The organism is Alphaproteobacteria bacterium, assembly GCA_030739735.1.
Taxonomy (GTDB): Bacteria; Pseudomonadota; Alphaproteobacteria; order UBA7887; family UBA7887; genus UBA7887.
The window spans coordinates 58,601-83,012 of the sequence record JASLYQ010000001.1; the positions used below are offsets into that span (position 1 = coordinate 58,601).

A 24,412-nucleotide genomic window follows, 5' to 3' on the forward strand; every position below is an offset into this window, starting at 1 on the left:
GAATGTCCCAGTGCTGCGCCCCAGCGGCAGGGTGTTCATAGATACATGTAGCACCAATGAAATGGATCAGGGGGCGAGATTTTTAGCCGCAGCGAGAAGCTCGGCGCCGAGATTCCCTGCTTTAGCCAGATAGGCATCGCGCAGCGGTACCGTGGCCTGTTGCCAGGCCGCGAGCTCCGCCTCACTCAAATGATGGACGGCCATGCCGTTGGCGATGGCGGTCTCCAGTGCCGCGACCTCGATCGCGGCAAAGCCGCCTCGCAGTTCCTGCTCCACCGCCACGGCAGCGTCGTGCAGAATAACTTGCTGACCTTCGTCGAGGCTCTGCCAGAAACGCTCGTTGATCAGCACCACGAACTCGATTGCCGAATGGTTGGTCAGGGTCAGCGAACCCAGCACCTGGTAAAGCTTGCGATCGGCCACCGTTAGAAGACCCGTCATGCCGCCATCGACGGTGCCGCGCTCATAGGCCAGAAATTGCCGCGAGCCGGAAACGTTCGTAGCCGCGCCGCCAAGCGTGTTGACGAAGGCCTCGAGCGCCTTGCCAAAGGTGCGGATCTTGAGACCGCGCAACGCGTCCGGCAGGCGCGCCGGCTCGTCCTGTTTCAACATCACAATGGACATGCCATAGGGCTGCCACCACAGTGGCCGCGCGCCCTTAGCGGCCATCGCCGCATCGAGGGGACCGCGCACGGGTGAACCCGGTGCCGTCGCCGCTTTTACGAGCGCCGGCGTGTTGAACAAGAACGGGACCGTGAAGATATCGACCGCGGGAATAGTGCCGGCGAACCGCGCCAGCGACGACACGCCCATCTCGATCTGACCCGAAGCAACCGCTGTCGGCACCTCGCGGTCGGTAAAAAGTTGGGCGCTGGGATAGATCTCGACGCGCAAGCTTCCGTCGCTGGACGCCTCAACGCGCTCCTTGAAGGCGACGAGGTTCTGTCCGAGCGGCGTCGTGATCGGCAGCTGCAGAGTGATGCGCAGAGTTTCCGCCGCCTGGCCGGCACTGGCCGCAACGCCAAGCACCGCCACCAACAGACCCAGCCATACGACGTGGCGGATCACTCGCGCTCCGCCGCCGCCTCAGCGTGGAAGTCGCCATCCTTGACCGCGAATCCGCTGTCAACCATGTCACGCCTATATGTGGCGAACCAGACAGTCCGGATCTCGTCATAGGGCACATCGACATAGGTGCCTCGCTGGCGGATATATTCCATGTGCTTGCGCCCAGCGATATCGTATGGGTGGAAAAGCGAGTCCGTGCGCCCGTCAAATTCGAGCGTCTTCACGCCGAAGCGATCGCATAGCGTCTTGTTGAAAGCCGGCGTCGCCTTCACCCAGCGGCCCTCGATAAGCAGATCGGTATAGCCGTGAAAGACGAAGAGATCGCTTCCCATGATCTCGCACAGCTTTTGCGTCACCAGATGGTTGCGTACATCGCCATAGCCAACCCTGGCGGCGAGCCCCATGGCACGGGCGCAAGCTGCCAGCAGTGCCGCCTTGGTGATACAAAAGCCCTTGCGCGCCGCCAGGCAGGCGCTGGCGTGAAAGCCTTCGGGTGTGGTCGGCACGCCATAGGGGTCGTACAGCAGATCGTCGCGCACCGCGTAATAGAGCCGGCAGGCAATATCCACTTCGTCTTTGGCGTCGCCGGCTGCCTCGGCCGCGTAGGCCTTAATGGTCGGATGATCACTATCGATGAAACGGCCGGGCGCCAGATAGGGGGCCAAGTTTTCAGTGTTCACCACTGCCGTGCTAGTCGCCATGGTTTTCGCGCGTTTTTCTGGTTATACCCGACTCGGGCGCGCCAACCTGACCGCAGTGGCGCGCCACGTCAAGCGATGCCGGGAGTGAGCCATGTCCGAAGACCGCCTGCCTTTTCACGCCGAACACATCGGCAGCCTGTTGCGTCCGGCAGCGCTGAAACGCGCCAATGCCGCGCGCAAAGACGATCCGGCGACCTATGAGGCGACGCTGAAAGCGGCAACGGCTGAGGCCATCCGCATGCAGACAGAGGTCGGGCTGCGCTCTATCAGCGACGGCGAGTTTCGCCGCGCCTCTTGGTTTTCCGCCTTTTTTGAGGCGATGCCCGGCTCCTTCGGCTCCACGCCATCACGGTTTTGCTTCCACGACAAGGACGACGGCGAGCACAGCTGGCCGACCTGTTGCGCCACAGCGCGGATCCGCCGCGAAGGTGGCATCACGCTCAGCGAATACGAAGCCATCCGCAGCCAAACCGACCGTTTACCCAAGGTCACCATGCCAACGCCGTCGGCCTTTCACTTTTTTGCGGGGCGCGAGTGCGCGAACAGCTTGATCTATCCCGACCTGGACGAGTTCTGGGAGGACCTAGTGGCGGTCTATCGTAAGGAGATCGCGGCATTGCACGAAGCCGGCGCGCAGTACGTTCAGCTCGACGAGGTGCCACTGGCGATGCTTTGCGACCCTACCATCCGCGAGCAGCTCAAGAGTTTCGGCGAGAACCCGGAGACACTGACCAAGCTCTACGTGGATGTTGTAAACCGCGCCATTGCGAAGCGCCCGGATGGTATGCATGTGGGGATCCACCTTTGCCGCGGCAATTTCCGGGGCCGTTGGATGGCCTCGGGCGGCTATGGTCCGGTCGCGCAAGAGCTGTTCAATACATTGAAGGTCGATTCTTTCTTTCTCGAATATGACAGCGAGCGGGCGGGCGACTTCTCGCCACTAGCCGAAGTGCCGGCTGACAGGATCGTCGTGCTCGGCCTCGTCGGCACAAAGACGCCAAAGCTGGAAGAGATTGAAGCGCTGGCCAAGCGTGTCGACGAAGCGACGCGTTACATCCCCCTCGAGCGACTGTGCCTCAGCCCTCAATGCGGCTTTGCCAGTGTTGCGGGTGGCAACCCTATCACGGAGAACGACCAACGCGCGAAGTTGGCACGCGTAGTCCAGACCGCGGAGCTAGTCTGGGGCGAGGCTTAGTACGGCACCAGAACGGCGGCGCCTTGCAGGCAGCCGTCGCGAAGATTGGCAAGGGCGGTGTTGCCTCTATCAGGGGGTAGCGGGTTATGGTTCACTTGATTATCCCCAACGGCGCCGGACGTGCCGCATCAGGGTGATAAGGGCATCAACGCCAGTGTCCGGCATGGCATTGTAGAGGCTAGCGCGCATGCCACCGATGGCCGAATGCCCTTTAAGATTGGCGAGGCCGCATTCGTCCGCAGCCCCTAGAAAGCGCGCTTCCAGCGCCCGGTCATGGATGCGAAAGCAGATATTGACCCGCGAGCGATCCTCGTGTGCAACGGGCCCTTCGTAGAAGTCGTCTGCATCGATTTCGCCATAGACCATGGTGCTGCGCCGCCGCGCTGCCGCTGCCATCGCCGTTAGACCGCCCTGGTCGACAATCCAGTCGAGCACCAGCCCGGCGAGATAGATGGGATAGGTCAGCGGCGTGTTGACCATGCTCTCGTTTCCCGCCTGCACAGTGTAGTCGAGCACGCTCGGGGTCTCGGGCCGCGCATGGCCAAGCAGGTCGTTGCGGATTAGCACCAGGACTAGCCCGGCCGGGCCGATGTTCTTTTGTGCTCCGGCATAGACCATGCCGTATTGCGCCACATCGAGCGGCCGTGTGAGAAAACTTGAGGTCATGTCGGTGATCAACGGTACGGCGCCGGTCTCGGGCAGCCAATGGAACTCGCTGCCCTCGGCGGTCTCGTTGTCGGTTATATGGCAATAAGCGGCAGCCGGATCGAGCTGCCAACTCGCCATGGCGGGGATGCGTGTGAAACTACTGTCGGTTCCGGTCGCGGCGATGCGAATATCACCATAGCGGCGGCCCTCGCGGATCGCCTTACGTGCCCAATGGCCGGTCTCGGCATAATCTGCACTGGCGCCCGGCGGCAGCAGGTTGAGCGGTAATAGAGAGAACTGGGTCGAGGCGCCGCCGTGCATTAGTAGTATGCTATAGCCCTTTGGCAGGTCGAGCAGTGTCGCCAGATTGTCACGAAAGCTTGCGACGATGGAGCGGAAATTCTCGCCGGTAAATGGCATCTCCCAAACCGACATGCCGCTGCCGTGCCAGCTAAGCAACTCGTCGCGGGCACGCAGCAGCACCGGCTCCGGTAGCATGGTTGGCCCGGCGGCAAAGTTGTAGGCCACGCCCGATCGCTCTTCGGCCAAAACCGCCATCTGCCTACTCGAAGATACCGGGGGCGTGGGGCGCCGCCACCATCAGCAGGATCAGCGGAATCGACAGGATCGTGTTGGTGCGGGCGCTGAGAAAGGTGATGCGCGAGCAGCGGATACGCTCCTCGTCAGGTGCCGAAACGAAGCCCAGCACTTTTTTCTGATGCGGCCACATGATCAGCCACAAGTTGGCCAACATGATTGTCCCTATCCACGTCGCAGCACCAATCGGCGCTGCATAGCCACTCAGCGTCAGCGCCTCGACCAGCATGCCCTCCTGGCGCCACAGCATGAGCATGCCGGTAACCCAAGCTACCACGGAGCTGTAACGGAAAATGGCATGCTCGCGTGTCTGTCGGCCCATATAGGACGAGGTCGTGACTTCTCCCTGATCTTGCGCCGGGTTCCAGGGACGAAATATCGGCACCAGGACCAAACCGGCATAATTGTGGCCGATCCAGACCATACCGGCGAGCACGTGCAGCCAGCGTAGAACGGCATCAACGCTTGCAGCCTCCATGGCGCGCTCCAGATCGGCGAGCTGATATTCGCCGAAGACGACCACCAATAACAATGAAAGCAGGAAGCCGGTCACCAGTGTGCCGGTAAAGGAGTCATGCGGCAGTTTCATGTCACGGTCTCAATCGCCGAGCCACGATGGACCAACGGTGTCCGCGAGCCCGCTTGCGGCCAGGCCAGGTCATGGTCGGGCGCCAGGGCGCAGGCCGGGTCGGCATTGGCGGCGTCTCCCGTGAGTTGATAGGCCTGACAGCGACAGCCACCGTAATCGACCGTTTTGTCCGGGCAGTCGCGGCAGGGTACTTTCATCCAGTCGCTGCCACGAAAGCGGTTGAAAGCGGGCGAGCGGTGCCAAATCCAATCGAGATCATGCTCGCGCACATTGGGGAATGCGAGATCATCAATAGCAACGGCATCGCGGCAGGGCAGCGCCGTGCCATCCGGCGACACGGTTAGGCGAACCGTGCCCCAATCGTTGCGGCAAAGCTGCGGCCTGCCACTGTCACCGTCGTCGAGGGCGGTAAAAATCTTGAGGCGCTGGCTGGCATCTGCGATCCAGGTCCGCGTCGCCGCTAGTTGCTCTCGGCTCGGCGAAAGCGCCTCGCGGTTGCGCGCCGCCCAGGTAGTGGGGCGGACCTGGGTCACCTCCACCATATTGGCGCCGAGCCGCTCGGCCAGTGACAATATATCGGGCAGCTGCTCTATCGTGTCGCGGCATAAGGTGATGGTGAACAGCAACGGCAGGCCGGCCGCCTTGACGGCACGCGCAGCGGCAATCTTCTGGTCGAACGCGGGTGCACCCGTCAAAGCGTCTACATGCTCCCTGTCGCCCGCCGGCAAACTGATGCGGACCTGGTTGAGACCGGCATCCTTCAGTGCCACAGCACGCGGACTATCCAGACCAACGCCGCCGGTGATGAGATTGCTGTACAGCTGCAATTCACGCGCCTTGTCGATCAGCACCTCCAGATCATCGCGCAAAATTGCCTCGCCGCCGGTAAACGCCACCTGCAAAGTGCCCAGCGCGCGTGCTTCCTCCAGCACGCGCAGCCACTCTGCCGTTGCCAGCTCAGCTTCTGCGTAGCGTTCAAAATCCAGGGGATTTGGGCACGTCGCGCAAGCCAGTGGGCAGCGATAAGTGAGCGCACAATACAGCCAAACAGGCGTCCGTGACCCATCGACCTTGGTTTCCGGACCCGGCATCGGCTTAACCCCAGTTCCGACTATATAAGAACCTCAGGATGTGCTTCCGACTTCAGTCATAACGGCACCCGGCTGGCGGCGGACGAGGGGTTTGCGCACGTAGGGCACGCGCATGGCATCTTCTCTTACCCGCTCGATCAGATAATGGTCGGGCGACTTGGTGCAAGTCGGGTCGCAACCGGCCATATCGCCAGTCAACAAATAAGCCTGGCAGCGGCAACCGCCGAAGTCGATGTCCTTTTCGTCGCAGCTGCGGCAGGGCTCCTTCATCCAGTCGTCGCCGCGGAACTTGTTGAACTCCGGCGATTCCTGCCAGATCCAAGCGAGGTCGTGATCGCGCACATTGGGGAAGTCGATGTCCTTGAGGACGCGTGCCTCCTGGCAGGGCAACGCCCCGCCATCAGGTGCGATGGTAAGGTGGATGGCACCCCAGCCGTTCATGCAGGCCTTGGGCTTGCCGGCGCGCTCGCCGCCCATCTCCACCGAGTAGTAGTCGTTGATGACGAAGTAGATCGTCATCTTGTCAGCCAATCGTTCGCGAGCCTCCATAACCTGGGCTTCGGCGCGCTTGAGTTGGTCGAGGGTGGGCAGAAGCTGCCCGCGGTTGAGGAGTGCCCAGTTGTAGTACTGAACCTGGACGTACTCCACGTAATCGACGTCCAACTCCTCGGCCATGGCCAGAATCTGAGGTGTTTGATCCATACTGTCGCGGGTCACCGGCACGTTGAGCACGATGCGGAAGTCGAGCGCCTTCATTTCGCGGGTAATGGCAAGTTTGTGATCAAGCGCGTCGGCGCCCATCAAATCCTTGAAAACATCGTGATCGCAGGATTGGATGCTGACCTGGATCTGGTGCAGCCCAGCCTCTTTCAGCGCCTCCAGACGGCCCCGGTTGAGGTGCAGGCCGCTGGTGATAAGATTGGTGTAATAGCCGAGGCTGTGGGCTTCGGCGACTATCTCCTCAAGGTCGTCGCGCACTGCCGGCTCGCCGCCAGTCAGGCCAAGTTGCAGCGCACCGAGCGCGCGCGCCTCGCGCAGCACCCGCTTCCATTCCGCGGTGCTGAGTTCAAGCTCGCGGTAACGATCGAAATCGAGGGGATTACTACACCAAACACACTTTAGAGGGCAGCGGTAGGTCAGCTCGCAACAGAGCCACATGGGGTTCTGTTGTCCGTCGAGGGAAACCTCACTTGCGTTGGATCCAGCCTTTGGCATGGGACATCTCCAGGAACTTAAACACGCCATCGGCAACGTCGCCGTCGACATAATCTTGCTGCAATTCGTCAATCAACTCGCCTACCGAGAGACCCTTGGAGATCCTCTCAAGGATCGCACCGGCGGTTTGGTTAAGTTTCACCACGCCTTCCGGGTAAAGCAAGATGTGCGAGTCCTGCGAATCTTCCCAGCGAAACATGTAGAGCGGATTGATCTCCACATGATCCTGTCGCGACAATGCCGGAGCATCGGACATAACCGGTCTCCTGACGACGGCTAAAGATGAAACGTGAGAAGCTTGAAAGAGGAGCCAGCGCGGCCCCCCTTCCAATCTCGTTTATGTCCTAGCGGACGTAGACGTACGCGGTGACTTCAAAGCCAAGGCGCAGATCGCAATATGCGGGATCAACCCATTTCATAGGAGCCTCCTCCATGGTTACAGCCATCGAACGGACGCGGTCTTCGTATATCGGCAGTGGGCCACGTGGAAGCCCCTTGAGCGCCGTTCAAGCAACTGACGAACCCTAGCCTTGCCGCCCTCCGCATTGCAATGAATACTAACTATTGATGGTTTTAATGTTTTGAATCATTTGAAACTATTGATGAGCTTAATGTTTTGAATCATTTTAATCATTTGAATATGCAATGATTTGAATCATTTGAATGTAAAAGAATTTTAACCATTCAATACAAAAGAGAGTGAAAGGCGATGGCTCTTGTGACTATCAGCGCTACCATATTGCTATCAGTAGTTAGTGTAGGCCTTGCCGTCAGGCTATGGCTTGGCCTGCGCAATATTGCTCATTTGCGCGGCCACGACCCCGACGCCAAAACCACGCGCCAGACCGTGGCTCGCGAGCGCCTGCTTTGCCTCGACGCCTCGCTGAGCGGACTTCTGGTACTTGCCTTGACCCTTGGCGGCGGCATCGCGGGCATCGACCAAACGCTGCCACCGTTCCTGGTGCTGTTAGTAGCGGCAGGAATATTCGCCTCCTTGCGCCTAATCACGGCTTTGTGGCGGCGTCTCGTTCTCGATGTCCGCTTCGGACTTGCCCCGGCCGGTCTTGGCCCCGCGCTCGGTGCCACAGTGCGGCGTGTGACCCCAACGGCAATGCTCTTCACTGGTGCAGCATGGTTAGCATTGTGGCTGATCGAGGCGGGCGGCAGCCTTTGGTGGCTCACGGCTTGGCTGCTGTGGAGCGCCATCTCGATCGGACACACGTTTTTGCCCTCCCCTCGCGCCGGCCCGTCGCAGCCGCTCAAGTCCGGCGCGTTGCGCACCAGGCTGGAGGCACTTGCCAAGCGCAGCGGCACCCAGCTCGCCGGCATTCGAGTTGCCGAGGTATCAGGCCAGACCAGCCGGGCTAACGCGTCGGTAGAGGGCTTGGGTCCAGCAAAGCGTGTGCTGCTACATGACACGCTGCTTACGGCGCTCGACGAAACAGAGGTGGAGGCGGTCGTGGCGCATGAGCTTGGGCATGTGCGCCAGCATCATGAGGAGATTTGGCTGGCGGTGCTGTCGCTCGGGCGCCTTTTTGGTCTCGCCCTTTTCACGTGGGCAGTGCGCACGCCAGAGATAGCTACCGGACTCGGCCTATCCGACGGCTCGGCCGGTGCGGAACTCACCCTGATCGGTTGTCTTTTCTTCGCTGCGAGCCTTCTGGTAAGTCCCTTGCGGGCACTGCTCATCCGACACCTGGAACAGACTGCCGATGCCTTCGCCGCGCAGCACGCCGATCCGCGGGCGTTGGGCAGTGCCCTGGTCATGCTCGACCGCGTTAATGCCGCCGCGCCCAACCCGGATCCGCTTTACGCAGCACTGGTGCAGGGGCACCCGCCGACCGCCGAGCGCCTGCGCTTTCTCAACGCGGCATGAGGTCAGGTGCCATAGCTCTTACATCTGTGCAGATCGGCGCGGCTGAGGAAGACGTCGATGTCATCAAAGCACTTGCCTGAGTTGTGGGCGAAGCTCGACGGGCGGATGCCCCTGGTCTCCCGCAGATAGTTGCTGCTGGCACAGGTGCTATAGACGAGAATAGCGTTGCGCACGGCGCCACTGGCGGTAGAGCCGAGATAGAAGGCGAGCGCGTCCTGCGCCGCCTCGACCTGTACCGGATCGCGGCCAATCAGCTTCTGTGCCGGCCAGTCGTGGATATGCGTATCCACCGGACCCGGACCGAAATGCACCTCGCCAAGACTCTTCAGGCCTTCGGCGGTGTACATATGCACCCACAGAAAGTTGGGAACCGAACACCTCCGAATCCTTTCAAGAGCAGTGATTTTCATGTCAGGTTGGTACAATAAATCTGGGAGGGGCCATCATGAGAATCAACCGCGTTGAGACCATGCTCTATCGCATCGCGCTGGAGGCGCCGGTGCAGATGGCCGGCAAGCCTATACTCGCGGATTTCGACATGGTGGTGGTCGAGATCGGCTGCAACGACGGTGCGGGTGGCTGGGGCTATACGGCGCTGCATTCAGGCCACGGCCCGGCCGTGGCGGCGCTTACAGCCGGGCCTTTCACCGAGCATTTGATAGGCGAAGACCCGCGCCACATCGAAGCACTCTGGCACAAGCTTTGGAGGTCCGCCTACTACTCGGGCCGCGGCGGCTCTACGACCTTCGCCCTGGCGGCAGTGGACACGGCGCTATGGGATTTGCGCGGCAGGAGCCTTGGCGAGCCGCTTTGGCGCCTGCTCGGCGGCTTTCAACCCAGGGTTCCCGCCTACGCCGGCAATATCGATCTGCATCTGTCGCTGGAGGCCCTGCTCGACAACGCCACGCGCACATTGGGGTCGGGGCATCGCGCGCTGAAGATGCGCCTCGGTAAGCCTACTATGGCCGAAGACGTGGCACGGGTGACGGCCATGCGCAAGCTGGTCGGCGACGACACGCCACTGATGGTCGACGCAAACGAAAGCTTTCGCGTCGACCAGGCGGTGCGCACGTGTCACGCGTTACGCGACCTCAACCTCGACTGGATCGAGGAACCGACGACGCCCGACAATTTCGCCGGCTACGCCCATATTCGAGCCACCGGCGGCATTCCCGTCGCCGCCGGCGAGAACCTGCACACGGTGGCCGAGTTTGCCCAACTCATTGTGGCCGGTGGTATCGATTTTCCGGAGCCGGACTTGACGACCTGCGGCGGCATCACGCCGTGGCTGAAGATCGCCCATCTAGCCGAGGCCCACGGCCTACCCGTCACCTCACACGGCGCCCACGAGATGCACGTACACCTGCTCGCCGCTGTGCCCAATGCCGCCTATCTCGAAGTGCACGCGGTCGGCCTCGACCGCTTCATCGCCGAGCCGCTTGCCATCACTGACGGCCACGCCACCGCGCCGGACAGGTCGGGTCACGGTATTGACTTAGACCACGACGCTCTAGCGCCGTTCAAGATCGGCTAGCTACTTTCGCGGCGAATAGGGCGAGGGCTTGAGAAGCATCGAATACATCTCCTCGATCTGCGGGCCGGCGAAACCGAGGAACTCCTTCCACTCGGCGTCAGCCTGAGCGGCTGCCCGGGCCTCCATGCGGGCTTCGTAGGAGTCGTATATCCAGAGATGCACCACCACGTTGGGGTCCGGCCAGAGCGTGGTCCAGAGCCCAAGGTTGGTGGAGTATTTCTCCCGCGCCGGCATGTGCTCGGCCAATTTTTCGGTCCACGCCGCTGCCTTGCCCGGCTGCAGGCGATAGCGGCGCAGCTCGTAGAGATGGCCCTCACCCTCGACAGGCTTCATGGGCAGCACGGGATTGAGGATCGTGACCTTCTGCGTCAGTATGTGCGGGCGAATCAGCGGCACGTACTCGGCCGTCCATTCGGGCTTCGCCATCAGCTCACCACGCAAGCGTAGCATCTCCTCCACACTGTCATAGGCCCAGAGATGGATGTACTGGTTGAGCTTGCCGATCTCGGAGGAGAAATGGCCTTCGAGCACGCCGTAGTCGTCGCCGCCGCGGATGCGTCGCGCGACCGTGCCGCTGGCCTCAAGCACCGCCGGAATCGTGCCCTGCCGGCAGGTGTACATACGCAGTTCGTAAATCATACGTTCTCTCCCTAGTTATTGCGCGCCATCATAGCACTCCAGAACAACAGTCCTCCGCCGTCGGCCTCGATCAGATAGAGCATGATGTGATCATGCTTTAGGCTCGCTGGCGACTATCGTGCGCAAGCGGCGCGTACAGCTGCCGAGCGGCCATGGCATAGCCGCCGTCAACGACGTCGACGATGTGCACGTGGCGCGACTTTTCAAGACTGAACACGAGGCAGGTCATGATGGCTTGCGTCGCGGCGATGTTGGCTGGGCTCCTACCAGATGATCTTGTCGGGGTCACCTTCGTAGAGCGAGCGGATATAGGCGATGAGCTTCCAGATCTGCTCGTCGCTGAGGTCCTTCGACCAACCCACCATGTTGGTGCCGGGCCGGCCCTGGGAGATGGCCTTAAACAGGGTCTTGTCGGTCGGTGTGTAGACCCAATCGTCGTCGGTTAGGCTAGGGCCAAGGCCCCCTTCCGCCTTGCCGCCGTGGCAGCTGTAACAGCCGGCGCTGCCCCACAGCGACTTGCCCTCGGCGACCGCTGCCGTGTCGTCCATATAGGGATTGCCGTCGTTTCCCGGCGCCGCGGTGATATTGGCCTCGTCACCGATACCCGCATGGGCGGGGAGGATGAAGAGCAATAAAGCGAGGAGCCGTAAATAAGGCATACCGATTCTGTCGCAAATGTCCAAAAAAGTGCCCTCGAGGCGCCGTGGCCTCGAGGGCATATTATGCAGCTTGGCGTCTAGTGCAATGCGAAGCCGACGATGATACCGCCCTTGCGGCTACCTTTCAGCCACGGCGCGCCACCCTGGCCGAAATGGGCCCAGCCGGTCCAACCGCCGAAGCCAGACGGCACGGCGATATATTGCGTGCCGTCAACCGTGTAGGTCGACGGGCTGCCGAAGATGCCGGAGCCGGTCTGGAACGACCACAGTTCTTCGCCCGTGTCCTGATCATAGGCGCGGAACTCGCCCTCCGGCGTGCCGGCGAAGACTAGGCCGCCACGTGTCGAGAGCAGGCCGCTGGTAAAGGGCGAGCGGTCCTTGACCACCCACATCTTCTCACCAGTGCGTCCGTCGAAGGCAACGAGTTGCCCATGGCCAGTGTTCCAGCCCACGGTGCCAATGCCCCAATAGGGCTTACCGATGGTGCGCTCGGGTGGGTTGAGGCCGGCGCCGATCGGTGCGCTCATAATATCGACACAGATTTCGCGACTTGGCACGAACACCCAGCCAGTGTCCGGGTTCACGGTCATCGGGTTCCACCACTTGCCGCCTTCCGAGGCCGGGCAGATGTTCTTGGCCTCGTAGTCGTAGGTCGGAACCTTCTCCATATTCCAGATCGGCCGGCCCTCGTAGGTGAAGCCGGTAGCCCAGTTCACGATCGAGATCGGCACGCCGTAGCGGAACCTACCGTTGGTGCGATCGATCTTATACAGGAAGCCGTTGCGATCACCGTGTAACCAGACCTTCTCGGAGCCATAGTCGACTAGGATAGGCTCATTGTTGCCGTCATAATCCCAAACGTCGGCCGGCGTGTACTGAAAGTAGAACTGGATCTCTCCGGTATCCGGATCTAGCGCCAGGGTGGAGTTGGAGTAGAGGTTGTCGCCGGGACGTACGGTGCCGTCCCAGTCGGGATTAGGATTGCCGACACCCCAATAGAGTAGATCGAGCTCGGGGTCGTAGGAGCCGGTTAGCCAGGTTGAGGCGCCGCCATGCATGGCTGCATCGGTCGAGCCCCAGGTGTCGTGGCCGGGCTCTCCGGGCCCCGGGATCGTATAGGTGCGCCAAGCCTGCGCGCCGGTCTCACTATCAAGCGCCTCGATATAGAGGCGGGTCGGATATTCGGCGCCCGACATGCCAACAACGACATTGCCTTTGACCACGAGCGGCGCCACCGTCATGGTAATGGCCTTCTCCCAGTCACCGACGGTGACGTCCCAGACAACCTCGCCCGTGCCCTTGTTCAGGGCTACAACATGACTGTCCGGCGTGGCCACGAATACTTTGTCGCCATAGAGCGCGACGCCGCGATTACCAATATCGCAGCACATCTTGCCGGCAACGCCTTCCGGCATCTGATGCGCGTAGCGCCAGATCTCGGTGCCGTTCTCGGCATCGAGCGCATAGGTGTGCCCGTGTGAAGCGGTGGCATACATGACGCCGTTGTGCACCACAGGCGTTGTGTTCTGAGCGTCGAGCGTGCCCAGCGAGAAGATCCACTTCGGCACCAGCTCGCCGACATTGCCCGTATTGATCTGTCCCAGGGTGCTGTAGCGGTTGCCCGTGTAGTTGCCGGGCGCCATCAGCCAATTGTTGGGATCTCCTGCCGCTGAGCGCAGCATTTCGTCCGTGACGATCTCCTGGGCATGCGGGCCGCTCGCGAAAAGCGGCATGGCCGCCACAGCAACGCCCGCGATGAGCGCCACAAAGACCTTAAGGCATTTCTTCCACATGTTGTTTCCTCCCGAATGATCAAAATGTCCAGCGGAGGCCGCACGTCAGGCAGGATTTGCAAGAAATCGCTCCGATATTCACTGTCCAGATTGCCGTCCGTCCTTCCCCACGGGGCAATGGTGCATGAATCGACGGCCGCCGACAAGGGAATGTAGCGTTGCAATTCTCACCGCTGATCCCGGCAATCGCGGGAGAATTCAGCCCAGAGGTAAGGCTGGAGAGCAACGCACGCTGTCGGCGATTCCATACTTTACTCTCCTCGCCTTCCATGGCTTTGCGTGCCCTATTCTTCTTGCGGCCGTCCTATCTCAGCAGCTTTCTTAGGCTGGGATGGCAGGATGTAGGAACGCAAGAGCCGGCTCAATGATCGGAAGCGGGATCGTCTGATCAAACACTTCGTGGCGGGCACGGCGGTACGTACCGCGACGGCACTTATCGGCATATACCAGAACACGGCGGCCTCGTTCCACACGTGGCGGCGTGAGGAAGGGCAAGCACGGTCTGGGTGCCGCCGTTAGATCACTTCCATGTGAGACAGAACCAGTCTTACCGATGCCTTCTCAGCAGAAAATAACCTTAAGAATGTCATGGTATCCCTTTGTCTACTAACAGTGGTCGTGGATCCACTACGTTCTTGCCGAGCCCCACGGCCGTCTCGTCGAGACCGAAGGCGAGCGCCGCAAGCTGAGTTCCGTGCAGGATTGGCAGCTCGCTATCAAGGCCGAGCTGGGGCTGTCTGGCGTCGAGGTTGAGATGGCACATCGGACACATAGTGACGACGGCCTCGGCGCCAGCCGCACGAGCTTTATCAAGCACCGTGCGCGACATCTCCTGCGCGACATGCGTCTGGCTCAGGCCCAGGGCGCCGCCGCAACACGCGGTCTTGTGCGACCAATCGAGGGGTTCCGCAGCCAGCGCGCGCACCATGTCGTCCATGCGGCGTGGATATTCCGGGTGCTCGGCGCCGGTCAGCGCTGCCGGCCGGGTGATCAGGCAGCCATAGTAGCAGGCGACCTTTAGCCCATTAAGCGGGCGCCTGACGCGTGACCTGATCTCGGGCAAACCTGCGCGCTCAACAAGCGTATCGAGAAAATGCTCGACCTTGACCGTGCCGCGATAGGAGTAGCCCGCTTTGGCCCGCGCTTGGCTCGAGATATCGCCGCCGTGCCGATCGGTACGCTCAGCCGACTTCAGCCTAGCAAAGCATTTGCTGCAGGGTGAGGTCACTGTGTCGAGCCCCATCCGCTCGACACTGGCGATGCCGCGCATGGGCATACCGATAGCCATCACCGGGTCGGTCGCCGGTGCCGGGGTGGCACCACAACATTGCCAATCCGGCGGCTCGACCAGCTCGATGTCGAGCGCCGCAGCGGTGGCGCGCACGCTGCGACCATATTCGACAGAGGTCGAATCTAGCGCGCAGCCAGGAAAGAAGCCTACCGCCTTATCACTCTGCACCGACGCGGGTTTCACCCGGCGCGGCAGGCTAGGGAAGAGATGGAGCCTACCGCGCCTGATCAGCGCCCAACCCATGCGCAGATCCTTGAACAGCTTGCCCTGGGCCAGGTTCAGCAGCACACCAAAGCCGAACTCCCAGGCTCGGCCGAAAAATTTCACATGCCCCATAAAGAGGTGGTTGAAGCGCGCTATTCCGGGCACGCCGGGGGCCACACCGCGCCGCTTGGACTCGACGCAGAGTGCGGCCATGACCGCGGCCACGTCGATCTCCTGCGGGCAGCGCGTGGTGCAGGTCTGGCATGAGGCACAAAGCCAGATCGTGTGGCTCGCCAGCACACCCGTGTCGTCGAGTTGAAGGCTGCGCATAACCTGGTTGGGTGCAAGGTCTAAATGCCTGGCCAGCGGGCAGCCGCTGGTGCAGCGGCTGCACTGGTAGCAACGAAACACGTTGTCGCCAGTCGCCTGGCTGATGGCCTCGGCGAGTGAACCGGCCTCCGCGGGCGCCTCTATCATTGCCGTGCTCATAACACCGGCCGCGGCTCAAGGCCGGCTGCCTCTACGATAGGCCCGACCACGGCCTCCCACTCGATGGCCATAATATGCACGCCAGCCACGCCTTCAATCTCGCGCACCTGCTCAATTTGCTCGACGCAAATCCTGATGCCCTCGGCGCGCCAGGCTTCTTGTCGCGCCGGCTTGTCCTCCTTGGCGATATCAGCCACTGCACCTGCCATGCGCTCGATATATTCGTCGGCCACGGTCATACCGGGAACCCTGTCGCGCATGTAGCGCGCCATGCCGGCGCTCTTGAGGGGCCCGACGCCAGCCAGGATGGCAACCCTTTCGTGCAAGCCCATATCGACCACACGCTTCATGTAGTCGTGGAACAGAGGCATGTCGAAGATCAGCTGAGTCTGCACAAAATCGGCTCCAGCGGCGATCTTTTTAGCGAGGCGAAAGTGGCGCAGGTCGACTGGGTCGGCGAAGGGATTTGCGGCAGCGCCGATAAACAGGCGTGGACCACCGCCAGGAATCTCCTCGCCACACTGGAAGTGGTTTTCGTCGCGCATATCCTTGGCCATGCGCAGCAGCTGCATGGAATCGATATCGTGGACGTTCTTAGCGCCCTGGTGATTGCCGAACGACTGGTGGTCGCCGCTGAGGCAGAGCACATTGGTGATGCCATGTCCTGCAGCGCCCAGTAAATCGCTCTGCATGGCCAGGCGGTTGCGATCGCGACAAGTCATCTGGATGACTGGCTCGAGGCCCTCCTGCACCATGGCAATACCGGCGGCAATGCTGCTCAGGCGCACGATGCCGGTCTGGTTGTCGGTGATGTTCGCCGCATCCACATGACCCTTGAGCAGCTCGATCTTCTCGCGCACCTGCGCCATATCGTGGCTCTTGGGCGGCCCCAACTCAGCAGTGACAGCAAAATGCCCCTGCGCCAGAACACCCTCCAGATTGCTGCGGGTCTTCCGAGTCTCTGATATTGCGCCGTCCATCACTCGCCCTCAGCGTCCGGCATACGCAGGTCGTCACGAACGATACGCCTGAGGCCGCCGTCTCTGCTGGTCGACCAATCCTTGACCGGCTCGACCTCCATCAACCGATCCATCAGACCAAGTTTGGCCGAGCGCTCCCATATCATTTGCCAGGCGCAGGGGATGGAGGGATCAACCTCGCACTTCCCGTCCTGAGTGCCACCGCAGGGTCCGTTGAATAGCGATTTGGCGCAGCGCGTTACCGGGCAGATGCCCGCCGTCTTGTCGAGCACACAACTGCCGCAGGCCTGACAGCGCTCCTCCCAGACACCCTGCTCTGTGGGTCGGCCCATGAAGGTCGTGTTGAGTGCCGGCAGCACGCGCTTATCGGGGTATCGATCGGCCAGACTTTGGACGCCGATGCCGCAGCCGAGCGAGAGGATGGCGTCGTAGTCGTCGAGCCCTTCGGCCAACGGCTCGAGGTATTCATCCTCGCACTGGCGCTGCACCGTGGTCTCCTCGACCGCCAGCGGCTCGCCGTCAACACGGCTTGCCATGCGCAGCGACGAGGCGAGAATACCGACCTCGCGGGCGCTGCCGGCGAAGCAAACCGTGACGCAGGTGCCGCAGCCCACGGCAAGCACCTTGCGGCAGCCTTCCATCATCGATGTGATTGCCGCGAGCGGCTTCTGTTCAGCGACGATCATGTTTCACCTTCAAGCTGATCGTTCCCTATGCGCAAGGGGCTAGCGCCCAGCGCCCTGACTTCCTCGACCATCTCCGAGGCATGCTCGGCAAACTGCGCACCCATCGCCGCCGAGATGTTGACCATACGAATACGCGCCTCGTCGAGGCCGATCTCGGCGAGCTGTCGGCGCACGTAGTCCACGCGTTGCTTGGCATACAGGTTCCCCGTCTGGTAATGACACTTGCCCGACAAGCAGCCGGCGACGAGAACACCATCGACGGCGGCCTCGAAGCTGCGCAGCACCGTCAGCACGTCGACGCGGCCGGTACACGGCAACTCAACGATCTTCAGCGACGGCGGATAGGAAAGCCGCGACGAGCCCGCAAGATCGGCCGCCGCATAGGCGCAATGGCGGCAGCAGAAGGCGATGATGGAGGGTTCAAAATCGGGCTCGGAGTCGCTCATGCCGGAACTCCCTCAAGCATTTCTGGGCTGAACAATGCATCGATTTTCGACATTACCTGACCGTCGGTATAGTGGCGGAGCTCGATCGCCTGGGCCGGGCAGGCTGCGGCGCACAATCCACAGCCTTGGCACAATGCCGGCTCGATCGCTGCCGCACCTGGAATGCCGCCGACGCCGGGAAGCTCGGTATCAATGCGCGTTGCACCGTAGGCGCAGCTTCGCACACAAGTCAGACAGCCAACGCAAAGCGCGGTATCAACCGTAGCGACCTGGCCGCCGACTGTGATGGTGTCTTTCGACAGCACCCGCGCGGCGCGTGCCGCCGCCGCCCGAGCTTGGACGATGGCCTCATCGAGCAACTTTGGGTAATGCGCCAAGCCGGCCATGAAGATGCCTTCGGAAAGAAAATCGACCGGACGCAACTTGACATGTGCCTCAAGGAAATAGCCTTCCATGTCGACGGGAACCTTGAGGCGGTTGCTCAGCTCCTGCGTTGCCGGCGCTGGCACGACAGGGGTGCTGAGTACCAGCAGATCAGGCTGCAACACCATCTCCTTGCCCAGAATTTCTTCCCAGGCGCGCACTTCGACGGTGTTCCCATCGACACTAACGGTTGGCTTGCGCGCGGCCTCATAGCGCAGGAAGATGATGCCGCTCTCGCGCGCCTCCGTATAGAGCCTCTCCTTGAAGCCGTACACACGCATGTCGCGGTAGATCACAGTTATGCGGACGCTGGGGTCGAGGCGCTTGAGCACGAGCGCGTTCTTCAGCGCCGAGGTACAGCAGATACGTGCGCAATACCGCTCCGCGGGACCGACACATTGGATCATCACCACGGACTTAGGCAGGTTTTCTCCCGCGGCCAGCAACCCCTCAAACTGTTGCTGGGTGACGATGCGCGGGCTCGACCCGTAGCCGTATTCGTCGCCGCGATATTCAACGCCGCCAGTGGCGAGCACAGTGACACCATGAGCCACCTCCACAGTGCCGCCGCTGCCAGTGAGGGCCGAAGAGAAGTTGCCGAGAAAGCCGCCGGTCGACCTCAGCTCGCTGCCGAGATGCAGGGTGACCAGCGGGTGAGACCCTACCGCCTTTACAAGCTCGGCCAGAAAAGCCTGGGGATCGGCCTCGGCGTCGCAGCCAAAATGGAGTTGGCGCAGGTTACCGCCCAGGCTGTCCTCGCGCTCGACAAGATCCACCGGAAAACCCTGCTCGGCCAGCGCCAGGGTTGCGGTCATGCCCGCGGCACCACCGCCGACAACCAGGGCGGTCTTGACGATCGGCATCTCGGCGGTTTCCAGCGGCCGTAGCCGCGCTGCCCGTGCCGTCGACATGCGCACCAGGTCCTTGGCTTTCTCAGTCGCCGCCTGGCGTTGTTGGCCATGCACCCATGAGCACTGATTGCGGATGTTGGCCATTTCGAAAAGATATGGGTTGAGTCCCGCTTCACGGATGCTGCTCTGAAACAGGGGCCCATGGGTGATCGGCGTACAGGCAGCCACCACAAGCCGGTTGGCGCCAAGCTCGCGCACCTTCTCGGTGATCTGCGCGATGCTGTCCTGCGAGCAGGCATAAAGCGTGTCCTCGGCGTGGATAACGCCCGGCAGCGCCTTGGCATATTCGGCAACGTCGGGGACATCGAGATAGCCGCCGATATTGGTACCGCAATGGCAAACGAAGACGGCGGTGCGCGTCTCATCGTCTTCGACGCAGCGCTCGGGTGGATAGTAGGCTTCGCGTGCCAGGGTGCCGCGTGCGCGGGTCAACAGGGCAGCCGCGCTCGCCGCCGCACCGGATGCATCGAGGAGCGATTCGGCGATGTCCTTGGGCTCGCGGAAAGTGCCCGCAGCAAAAACACCCGGCCGAGTCGTCTGCAACGGATCGAACGGTTGCGTCCGGCAGAAGCCATGGGCGTCGAGATCAATGCCGGAGCGCTCGCCGAGGACCCTGGCGCTGTCGCCGATTTCCATCCCGACCGAAAGCACCACCATGTCAAACTCCTCTGCCACCATCTCGCCGCTCTCGACATAATTCACCAGTAACCCGCCGCTAGCTGGGTTCTCCTCCAGCGACGACAGACGGCAGCGCACATAGCCGATGCCGTGGGTCTCGCGGGCCTTGCGATAATAACCCTCGTAGCCCTTGCTGAAGGCACGCGTGTCCATCATGAAGACGACCGCCTCGGCGCTCGGTAGTTGCTCGATGAGCCGGCGCGCTTGCTTGGCGGCGTACATGCAGCAAACCGATGAACAATAATCGTGCGACTGGTCGCGCGAGCCTACACATTGCAGAAAGGCGATTTTCTTTGGCGTCCCACCGTCGGATGGGCGCTGTATATTGCCAGTGGTGGGGCCGGAGGCGCTCAACAGCCGCTCAAGCTGGAGCGACGTGATGACGTTGGCATGGCGCCCGAAGCCGAGTTCCTCGGACAACTCCGCCCTGCTGGGCCGGAAGCCCGGTGTCAGTATTACCGCGCCAACCTCGATCTGGCGTGTACTCTCAGCCATCTCGTGGTCAATGGAGCCGAGCCCGCAGGCATCGGAGCACATCAGGCATTCCGAGCAGATGCCACAGGAGAGACACCGCGATGCTTCGGCCATGGCCTGCAAAGAAGTGTAGCCGCCCTCGACCTCCACGAAGCTGCCCACGGCGTCTGCGCTCTCGATATACGGCTGGGGCTGGCGCGGTGCCAAAGCAAGCTCGCCCTTGAGCACGCGGGCATCGAGCTCGGTCTGGCTCAGCTCGGCGACAGCTGTTTTTGGCGCCGTCGCCGCCATGTCTTTGCCGCGTAAGTGGTGCTGAATCGCCGTGGCGCAGCGGTGCCCGCTGGCAACCGCCTCGATGACGAAGGCGGTACCGCTGATGCTATCGCCCGCGGCGAACACGCCAGGCCGACCGGTGGCACAGGTCTCGGGGTCGACGGCGATGGTCCAGCCCTTGGTAACGTTGACGCCGGCATCATCGGGGATAAAGCCGAGGCCGACGCGTTGGCCAACCGAGAAGATGATCACGTCAGCGACCAGAAGATGCTCGGAGCCGCGCTCGATTTGTGCCACCGGGCGGCCGTCCTCACCTGGCACGAAGGCTTCCACGCGCTGGCATTCGAGGCCAGCGACGCAGCCCGTCCCATCGTCGGTCACACGCAGGAAGTTGAGCCCGATGTGCATGGCGATACCTTCCGAGCGCGCCCAGGCAATCTGCTCATCGTCAGCCGGCATGCGGCCCGAGCTGCCGCGGACGGCCATTTGCACGTCACTGGCGCCAAGGCGCACCGCGGTGCGCGCCACATCGATGGCGACGTCGCCGCCGCCGACCACCAGTACGCGCTTGCCCGCAATATCGACGCGCGGATCGGGAGCATCAGGGTCGCCGCACTCGGCCAGGCGAGCGTCGCGCAGAAAGCGCGTATTGACCAGCACGCCGTTTAGGTCGTTGCCGGGGATCGGCAGGCGGATGCCTTCATGGGCACCGACGGCGATCAGCACCGCATCAAAGCCCTGCTCAAACAGATCATCGAGCTGCTCTACCCGTGTTCCCAGCCTAAGCTCGACACCGAGGTCGAGAATGTCCTGTACCTCGCGGTCGACGGCCGCACCCGGTAGGCGGAATTCTGGCACGCCAACACGCAGCATGCCACCGGCGACGGGAAGGGCTTCGAAGACAGTGACACCATAGCCAGCGCGGCAAAGATCCTGGGCGGCGGTCATACCGCATGGCCCGGCGCCGATGATGGCGATGCGCTCGTCGAAGCAGCGCGGGATGGGCTCTGGCGCAACCCGCGGCTTGGCGTTAACGCTGTCGGTGACGAAGCGCTTGAGACCGCGGATGTTGATCGCCTCGTCAACCTTGGTGCGGCTGCATGCTGTCTCGCAGCGGTGGTCGCAGATGCGCCCGCAGACCGCGGCAAAGGGATTGTCCTCGACGATGGTGCGATAGGCGTCGTCGATGCGGCCCTCGCGGATCAGCGAGATGTAACCTTGAGCGCGCTGGCCTGCGGGGCAGGCCTCGCGACAAGGGGCGATACCGCGCTTCTCGATGGCATATGTGTCGGGCGTCGCCTGGGGATACAAGCGGTGCGCCGCCGTGCGCTGGCTGAGGCCTTCGTCAAAACCATTGGAGACGCGCTCGGGACAGACCTCGGCGCATTCGCCGCAGCCATTACAGGTGGCAAGATCGACATAGCGCGGCTCGGTACGCAGCGTGGCACTGAAGTTGCCGGGCTCGCCGGCAAGTGCGGTGACCTGGCTGCCGGTGAGAATCTCGACATTGAGATGGCGGCCGACCTCGACCAGGCGCGGTGAGATGGTGCACATGGCACAGTCGTTGGTCGGGAAAGTCTTGTCGAGTTGTGCCATATGGCCGCCGATCGCGGACTTTTCCTCGACCAGATAGACCTTGTAGCCGGCATCGGCGAGGTCGAGCGAGGCCTGCATGCCGGCAATCCCACCGCCAACCACCATGACAGCGCCGATTACCTCACGCTCAGCGGAAGGACCGCCTACCGTCATTTACCGATCCTCCACGACACCGTGTTCCGACAGCAGTAGGTAATCCTACATCGGGGGGGTCGCTTACTTAGATGATGTCGCTTACTTAGATCAAGGGGTCGGCAGCTGCCGCCAAGCAATCGATCAAGATGAGGATCCCCGGTGTCAGCAGCCTTGCCGGCAACATCAATGCTCGGATCCAGGCCAATTCCGAGCTCGAAGGTGTCAAGCAAGAGTGAGGGGCATCGTCTCGGCGGGGCGTACCGGCGTATGCAAAGACCGTGCTCAGGGATTGAGGCAGGTCAAGGTCCGCCCGGCAGTTTTCGCGCAAGATTTGTCTCTCCGGCGTGGTGGGGCCGCGCCGTCATGGCAATGAGCAACCGCTGGAGATGATGTTTCGGGTCCGAATACACGGTCGGGGAGGCCAAGGCGTGGTGACTGCGGCTGAGCTGCTTTCGATGGCGGCCTTCTTCGAGGACAAGCATGCCCAAGCCTTTCCTAGCTTCGGCTCGGAGCGCATGGGTGCGCCGGTCGTCTCCTACTGCCGTATTGACGACAGCGAAATCCGCTTGCGCGAGCCCATCAACAGCCCCGACGCACTCATCATCCAGGATCCGACGCTGCTGCTTTCCGTCGACGTATTTCATGGCCTCGAGCGGGATGGCTTCATCCTGATCAATTCGCAGCGCTCGTTCGAGGAGTTGGGTATCGCTGAGTTCGTCGCAAAATTTCCGTTCGGCCACGTCTGCAATGTGGGCGCCACGGATCTCGCCTTAAAGCATGTCGGACGACCGCTGCCGAATGCTGCCTTGTTGGGGGGCTTTGCCGCCATCTCGGACGAGATCCGCCTGGCTTCGGTCGAAAAGGCGATCCACCAAAAGTTTTCCGGCGAGATCGGCCAGGCCAACGTCGCCGCCGCGCGCGAAGCCTTCGAAAGCCTCAAGGCAGCCTAGGGCATGTCCGGATTGCAGCAGATCGAAGGCTCGCTCGCTGTCGCCCAGGCCATCGCGCTGTGCCGACCCGAAGTAGTCTGCGCCTATCCCATTACGCCACAGACCCATATCGTCGAAGGCGTCTGCGCGCTGGTGAGAACCGGCAAGCTGAAGAACTGCGAGTTCATCAACGTCGAATCCGAGTTCGCCGCGCTATCCGTCGCCATCGGCGCCTCCGCCGCCGGCGCCCGTGCCTATACCGCAACAGCCAGCCAGGGCATCCTGCATATGGCGGAGGCGATCTACAATGCTGGGGGACTTGGCCTGCCCATCGTCATGACGGTCGGTAACCGCGCCATCGGCGCGCCGATCAATATATGGAACGACCACATGGATTCCATGGCGGTCAAGGATGCCGGCTGGATCCAGCTTTTCGCGGAAACCAACCAGGAAGCGGTCGACCTGCATATTCAGGCCTTCCGCCTGGCCGAGGAGTTGAGCTGTCCGGTCATGGTTTGCATGGACGGCTTCATCCTCACCCACGCCTATGAGCGCGTCGACATCCCGACGCAAGCGCAGGTCGATGCCTTCCTGCCGCCCTATGAGCCGGTGCAGGTGTTGGACCCGGCCGAGCCGTACTCGATCGGTGCCATGGTGGGGCCCGACGCCTATACCGAAGTGCGCTATCTCGCGCACGAGAAACAATTGCAGGCGCTGCGTCTGATTCCCGAGATCGGGCGCGTCTTTGAGGGCGTATTCGGCCGCACATCCTGTGGCCTTGTCTATTCCTATCGCACCGAAGGCGCCGATGTGGTTGCGGTGGCGCTCGGCTCTGTCAACGGCACCATCAAGGAAGTTGTCGACGCCATGCGCGCCGACGGCGCCGCGGTCGGCTCGGTCAGTGTCACCTCTTTCCGACCGTTTCCCCTCGAAGAATTGCGAGTCGCGCTCGGTGACGCGAAACATGTGGTGGTGATCGAGAAGAACCTGGCGCCGGGACTGGGCGGCATGGTCGCCTCCGATATCCGCATGGCGCTCCGCGATACACCGATCCAGATCTATACGGTCATCGCCGGGCTTGGTGGTCGGCCCATCACCATGGCAGCACTGCAGGAAGTGCTGGCGGGCGCCGGCGACGGCAAGCTCCCGGACATGCAGTTTCTCGACCTCGATCACGGAATCGTCGAGCACGAGATCATCCGTTCGCATCGGGTTAGGCGCTCCGGTCCGACCGCCGAGAACATCCTACGAAACCCGGCCGCAACGATCGCACAGGCCGAGAATTAGAGGAG

Annotated in this window: 23 protein-coding genes; 5 read left to right on the forward strand and 18 right to left on the reverse strand. The window is 62.0% G+C overall.

Annotated elements, in window-relative coordinates:
* Positions 1–66: 66 nt before the first annotated feature.
* A complete protein-coding gene (gene dctP / locus QF629_00290; protein MDP6011976.1) occupies positions 67–1,068 on the reverse strand; it encodes a TRAP transporter substrate-binding protein DctP in 1,002 nt (333 codons plus the stop codon).
* Positions 1,065–1,769 carry a transglutaminase domain-containing protein gene (locus QF629_00295; protein ID MDP6011977.1) on the reverse strand — a complete coding sequence of 235 codons (705 nt, stop codon included), beginning with the start codon at positions 1,767–1,769 and terminating at the stop codon, positions 1,065–1,067. The genes dctP and QF629_00295 overlap by 4 nt, the downstream gene beginning before the upstream one ends.
* Positions 1,770–1,860: 91 nt before the next feature.
* Between QF629_00295 and QF629_00300 the strand changes: the two genes are divergently transcribed.
* Positions 1,861–2,964 carry a 5-methyltetrahydropteroyltriglutamate--homocysteine S-methyltransferase gene (locus tag QF629_00300; GenBank protein MDP6011978.1) on the forward strand — a complete coding sequence of 368 codons (1,104 nt, stop codon included), beginning with the start codon at positions 1,861–1,863 and terminating at the stop codon, positions 2,962–2,964.
* A 99-nt stretch (positions 2,965–3,063) separates the two neighbouring features.
* Here the strand turns inward: QF629_00300 and serC are convergent, their stop codons facing one another.
* The 6 genes from serC to pqqA all read right to left on the reverse strand — a co-directional run bounded on the left by serC (position 3,064) and on the right by pqqA (position 7,523).
* A complete protein-coding gene (serC, locus tag QF629_00305) occupies positions 3,064–4,170 on the reverse strand; it encodes a 3-phosphoserine/phosphohydroxythreonine transaminase (GenBank protein MDP6011979.1) in 1,107 nt (368 codons plus the stop codon).
* A gap of 4 nt (positions 4,171–4,174) precedes the next feature.
* On the reverse strand, positions 4,175–4,687 hold the full coding sequence (locus tag QF629_00310) for a urate hydroxylase PuuD (GenBank protein MDP6011980.1): 513 nt from the start codon (positions 4,685–4,687) through the stop codon (positions 4,175–4,177).
* A gap of 107 nt (positions 4,688–4,794) precedes the next feature.
* On the reverse strand, positions 4,795–5,889 hold the full coding sequence (gene pqqE / locus QF629_00315) for a pyrroloquinoline quinone biosynthesis protein PqqE (protein ID MDP6011981.1): 1,095 nt from the start codon (positions 5,887–5,889) through the stop codon (positions 4,795–4,797).
* A 33-nt stretch (positions 5,890–5,922) separates the two neighbouring features.
* Entirely contained in the window at positions 5,923–7,104 is a 1,182-nt protein-coding gene (pqqE, locus tag QF629_00320) for a pyrroloquinoline quinone biosynthesis protein PqqE (GenBank protein MDP6011982.1), read from the reverse strand.
* A complete protein-coding gene (gene pqqD, locus QF629_00325) occupies positions 7,076–7,360 on the reverse strand; it encodes a pyrroloquinoline quinone biosynthesis peptide chaperone PqqD (GenBank protein MDP6011983.1) in 285 nt (94 codons plus the stop codon). Before pqqD ends, pqqE (QF629_00320) begins: the two co-directional genes overlap by 29 nt.
* Positions 7,361–7,448: 88 nt before the next feature.
* Entirely contained in the window at positions 7,449–7,523 is a 75-nt protein-coding gene (gene pqqA / locus QF629_00330) for a pyrroloquinoline quinone precursor peptide PqqA (GenBank protein MDP6011984.1), read from the reverse strand.
* Positions 7,524–7,813: 290 nt separating this feature from the next.
* On the opposite strand from pqqA, the gene QF629_00335 reads away from it, so the two are divergent.
* Complete coding sequence (locus QF629_00335; protein ID MDP6011985.1) at positions 7,814–8,980, forward strand: M48 family metalloprotease; 1,167 nt, start codon at positions 7,814–7,816, stop codon at positions 8,978–8,980.
* A 2-nt stretch (positions 8,981–8,982) separates the two neighbouring features.
* Here the strand turns inward: QF629_00335 and QF629_00340 are convergent, their stop codons facing one another.
* Positions 8,983–9,327, reverse strand: coding sequence for a hypothetical protein (locus QF629_00340; GenBank protein ID MDP6011986.1), 345 nt, complete (start codon positions 9,325–9,327; stop codon positions 8,983–8,985).
* 98 nt (positions 9,328–9,425) lie between these two features.
* Between QF629_00340 and QF629_00345 the strand changes: the two genes are divergently transcribed.
* Entirely contained in the window at positions 9,426–10,514 is a 1,089-nt protein-coding gene (locus QF629_00345; GenBank protein MDP6011987.1) for a mandelate racemase/muconate lactonizing enzyme family protein, read from the forward strand.
* On the opposite strand, the gene QF629_00350 is transcribed toward QF629_00345, so the two are convergent.
* From QF629_00350 to QF629_00390, 9 genes are all read right to left on the reverse strand, one after another.
* Positions 10,515–11,153 (reverse strand): NIPSNAP family protein, encoded by a 639-nt coding sequence (locus QF629_00350; GenBank protein MDP6011988.1) that lies wholly within the window; start codon positions 11,151–11,153, stop codon positions 10,515–10,517. It abuts the gene before it with no gap.
* A 97-nt stretch (positions 11,154–11,250) separates the two neighbouring features.
* Positions 11,251–11,382 carry a DUF3095 family protein gene (locus QF629_00355; protein ID MDP6011989.1) on the reverse strand — a complete coding sequence of 44 codons (132 nt, stop codon included), beginning with the start codon at positions 11,380–11,382 and terminating at the stop codon, positions 11,251–11,253.
* 34 nt (positions 11,383–11,416) lie between these two features.
* Positions 11,417–11,812 carry a c-type cytochrome gene (locus tag QF629_00360; GenBank protein MDP6011990.1) on the reverse strand — a complete coding sequence of 132 codons (396 nt, stop codon included), beginning with the start codon at positions 11,810–11,812 and terminating at the stop codon, positions 11,417–11,419.
* A gap of 77 nt (positions 11,813–11,889) precedes the next feature.
* Complete coding sequence (locus QF629_00365; GenBank protein MDP6011991.1) at positions 11,890–13,605, reverse strand: PQQ-dependent dehydrogenase, methanol/ethanol family; 1,716 nt, start codon at positions 13,603–13,605, stop codon at positions 11,890–11,892.
* A gap of 586 nt (positions 13,606–14,191) precedes the next feature.
* Positions 14,192–15,577 carry a heterodisulfide reductase-related iron-sulfur binding cluster gene (locus QF629_00370; GenBank protein ID MDP6011992.1) on the reverse strand — a complete coding sequence of 462 codons (1,386 nt, stop codon included), beginning with the start codon at positions 15,575–15,577 and terminating at the stop codon, positions 14,192–14,194.
* Between the two features lie 8 nt (positions 15,578–15,585).
* Positions 15,586–16,569: a methylenetetrahydrofolate reductase gene (locus tag QF629_00375; GenBank protein ID MDP6011993.1), complete on the reverse strand. Its 984-nt coding sequence runs from the start codon at positions 16,567–16,569 to the stop codon at positions 15,586–15,588.
* Positions 16,569–17,255 carry a methylenetetrahydrofolate reductase C-terminal domain-containing protein gene (locus QF629_00380; protein ID MDP6011994.1) on the reverse strand — a complete coding sequence of 229 codons (687 nt, stop codon included), beginning with the start codon at positions 17,253–17,255 and terminating at the stop codon, positions 16,569–16,571. Before QF629_00380 ends, QF629_00375 begins: the two co-directional genes overlap by 1 nt.
* Entirely contained in the window at positions 17,252–17,701 is a 450-nt protein-coding gene (locus tag QF629_00385; protein MDP6011995.1) for a hydrogenase iron-sulfur subunit, read from the reverse strand. Before QF629_00385 ends, QF629_00380 begins: the two co-directional genes overlap by 4 nt.
* Positions 17,698–22,209: an FAD-dependent oxidoreductase gene (locus QF629_00390; GenBank protein ID MDP6011996.1), complete on the reverse strand. Its 4,512-nt coding sequence runs from the start codon at positions 22,207–22,209 to the stop codon at positions 17,698–17,700. Before QF629_00390 ends, QF629_00385 begins: the two co-directional genes overlap by 4 nt.
* Before the next feature lie 371 nt (positions 22,210–22,580).
* Between QF629_00390 and QF629_00395 the strand changes: the two genes are divergently transcribed.
* Both QF629_00395 and porA read left to right on the forward strand, forming a co-directional pair.
* Positions 22,581–23,141, forward strand: a complete 561-nt coding sequence (locus QF629_00395; protein MDP6011997.1) for a 2-oxoacid:acceptor oxidoreductase family protein — start codon at positions 22,581–22,583, stop codon at positions 23,139–23,141.
* Between the two features lie 3 nt (positions 23,142–23,144).
* Positions 23,145–24,407, forward strand: coding sequence for a pyruvate ferredoxin oxidoreductase (porA, locus tag QF629_00400; protein MDP6011998.1), 1,263 nt, complete (start codon positions 23,145–23,147; stop codon positions 24,405–24,407).
* The last annotated feature ends 5 nt before the right edge of the window (positions 24,408–24,412 follow it).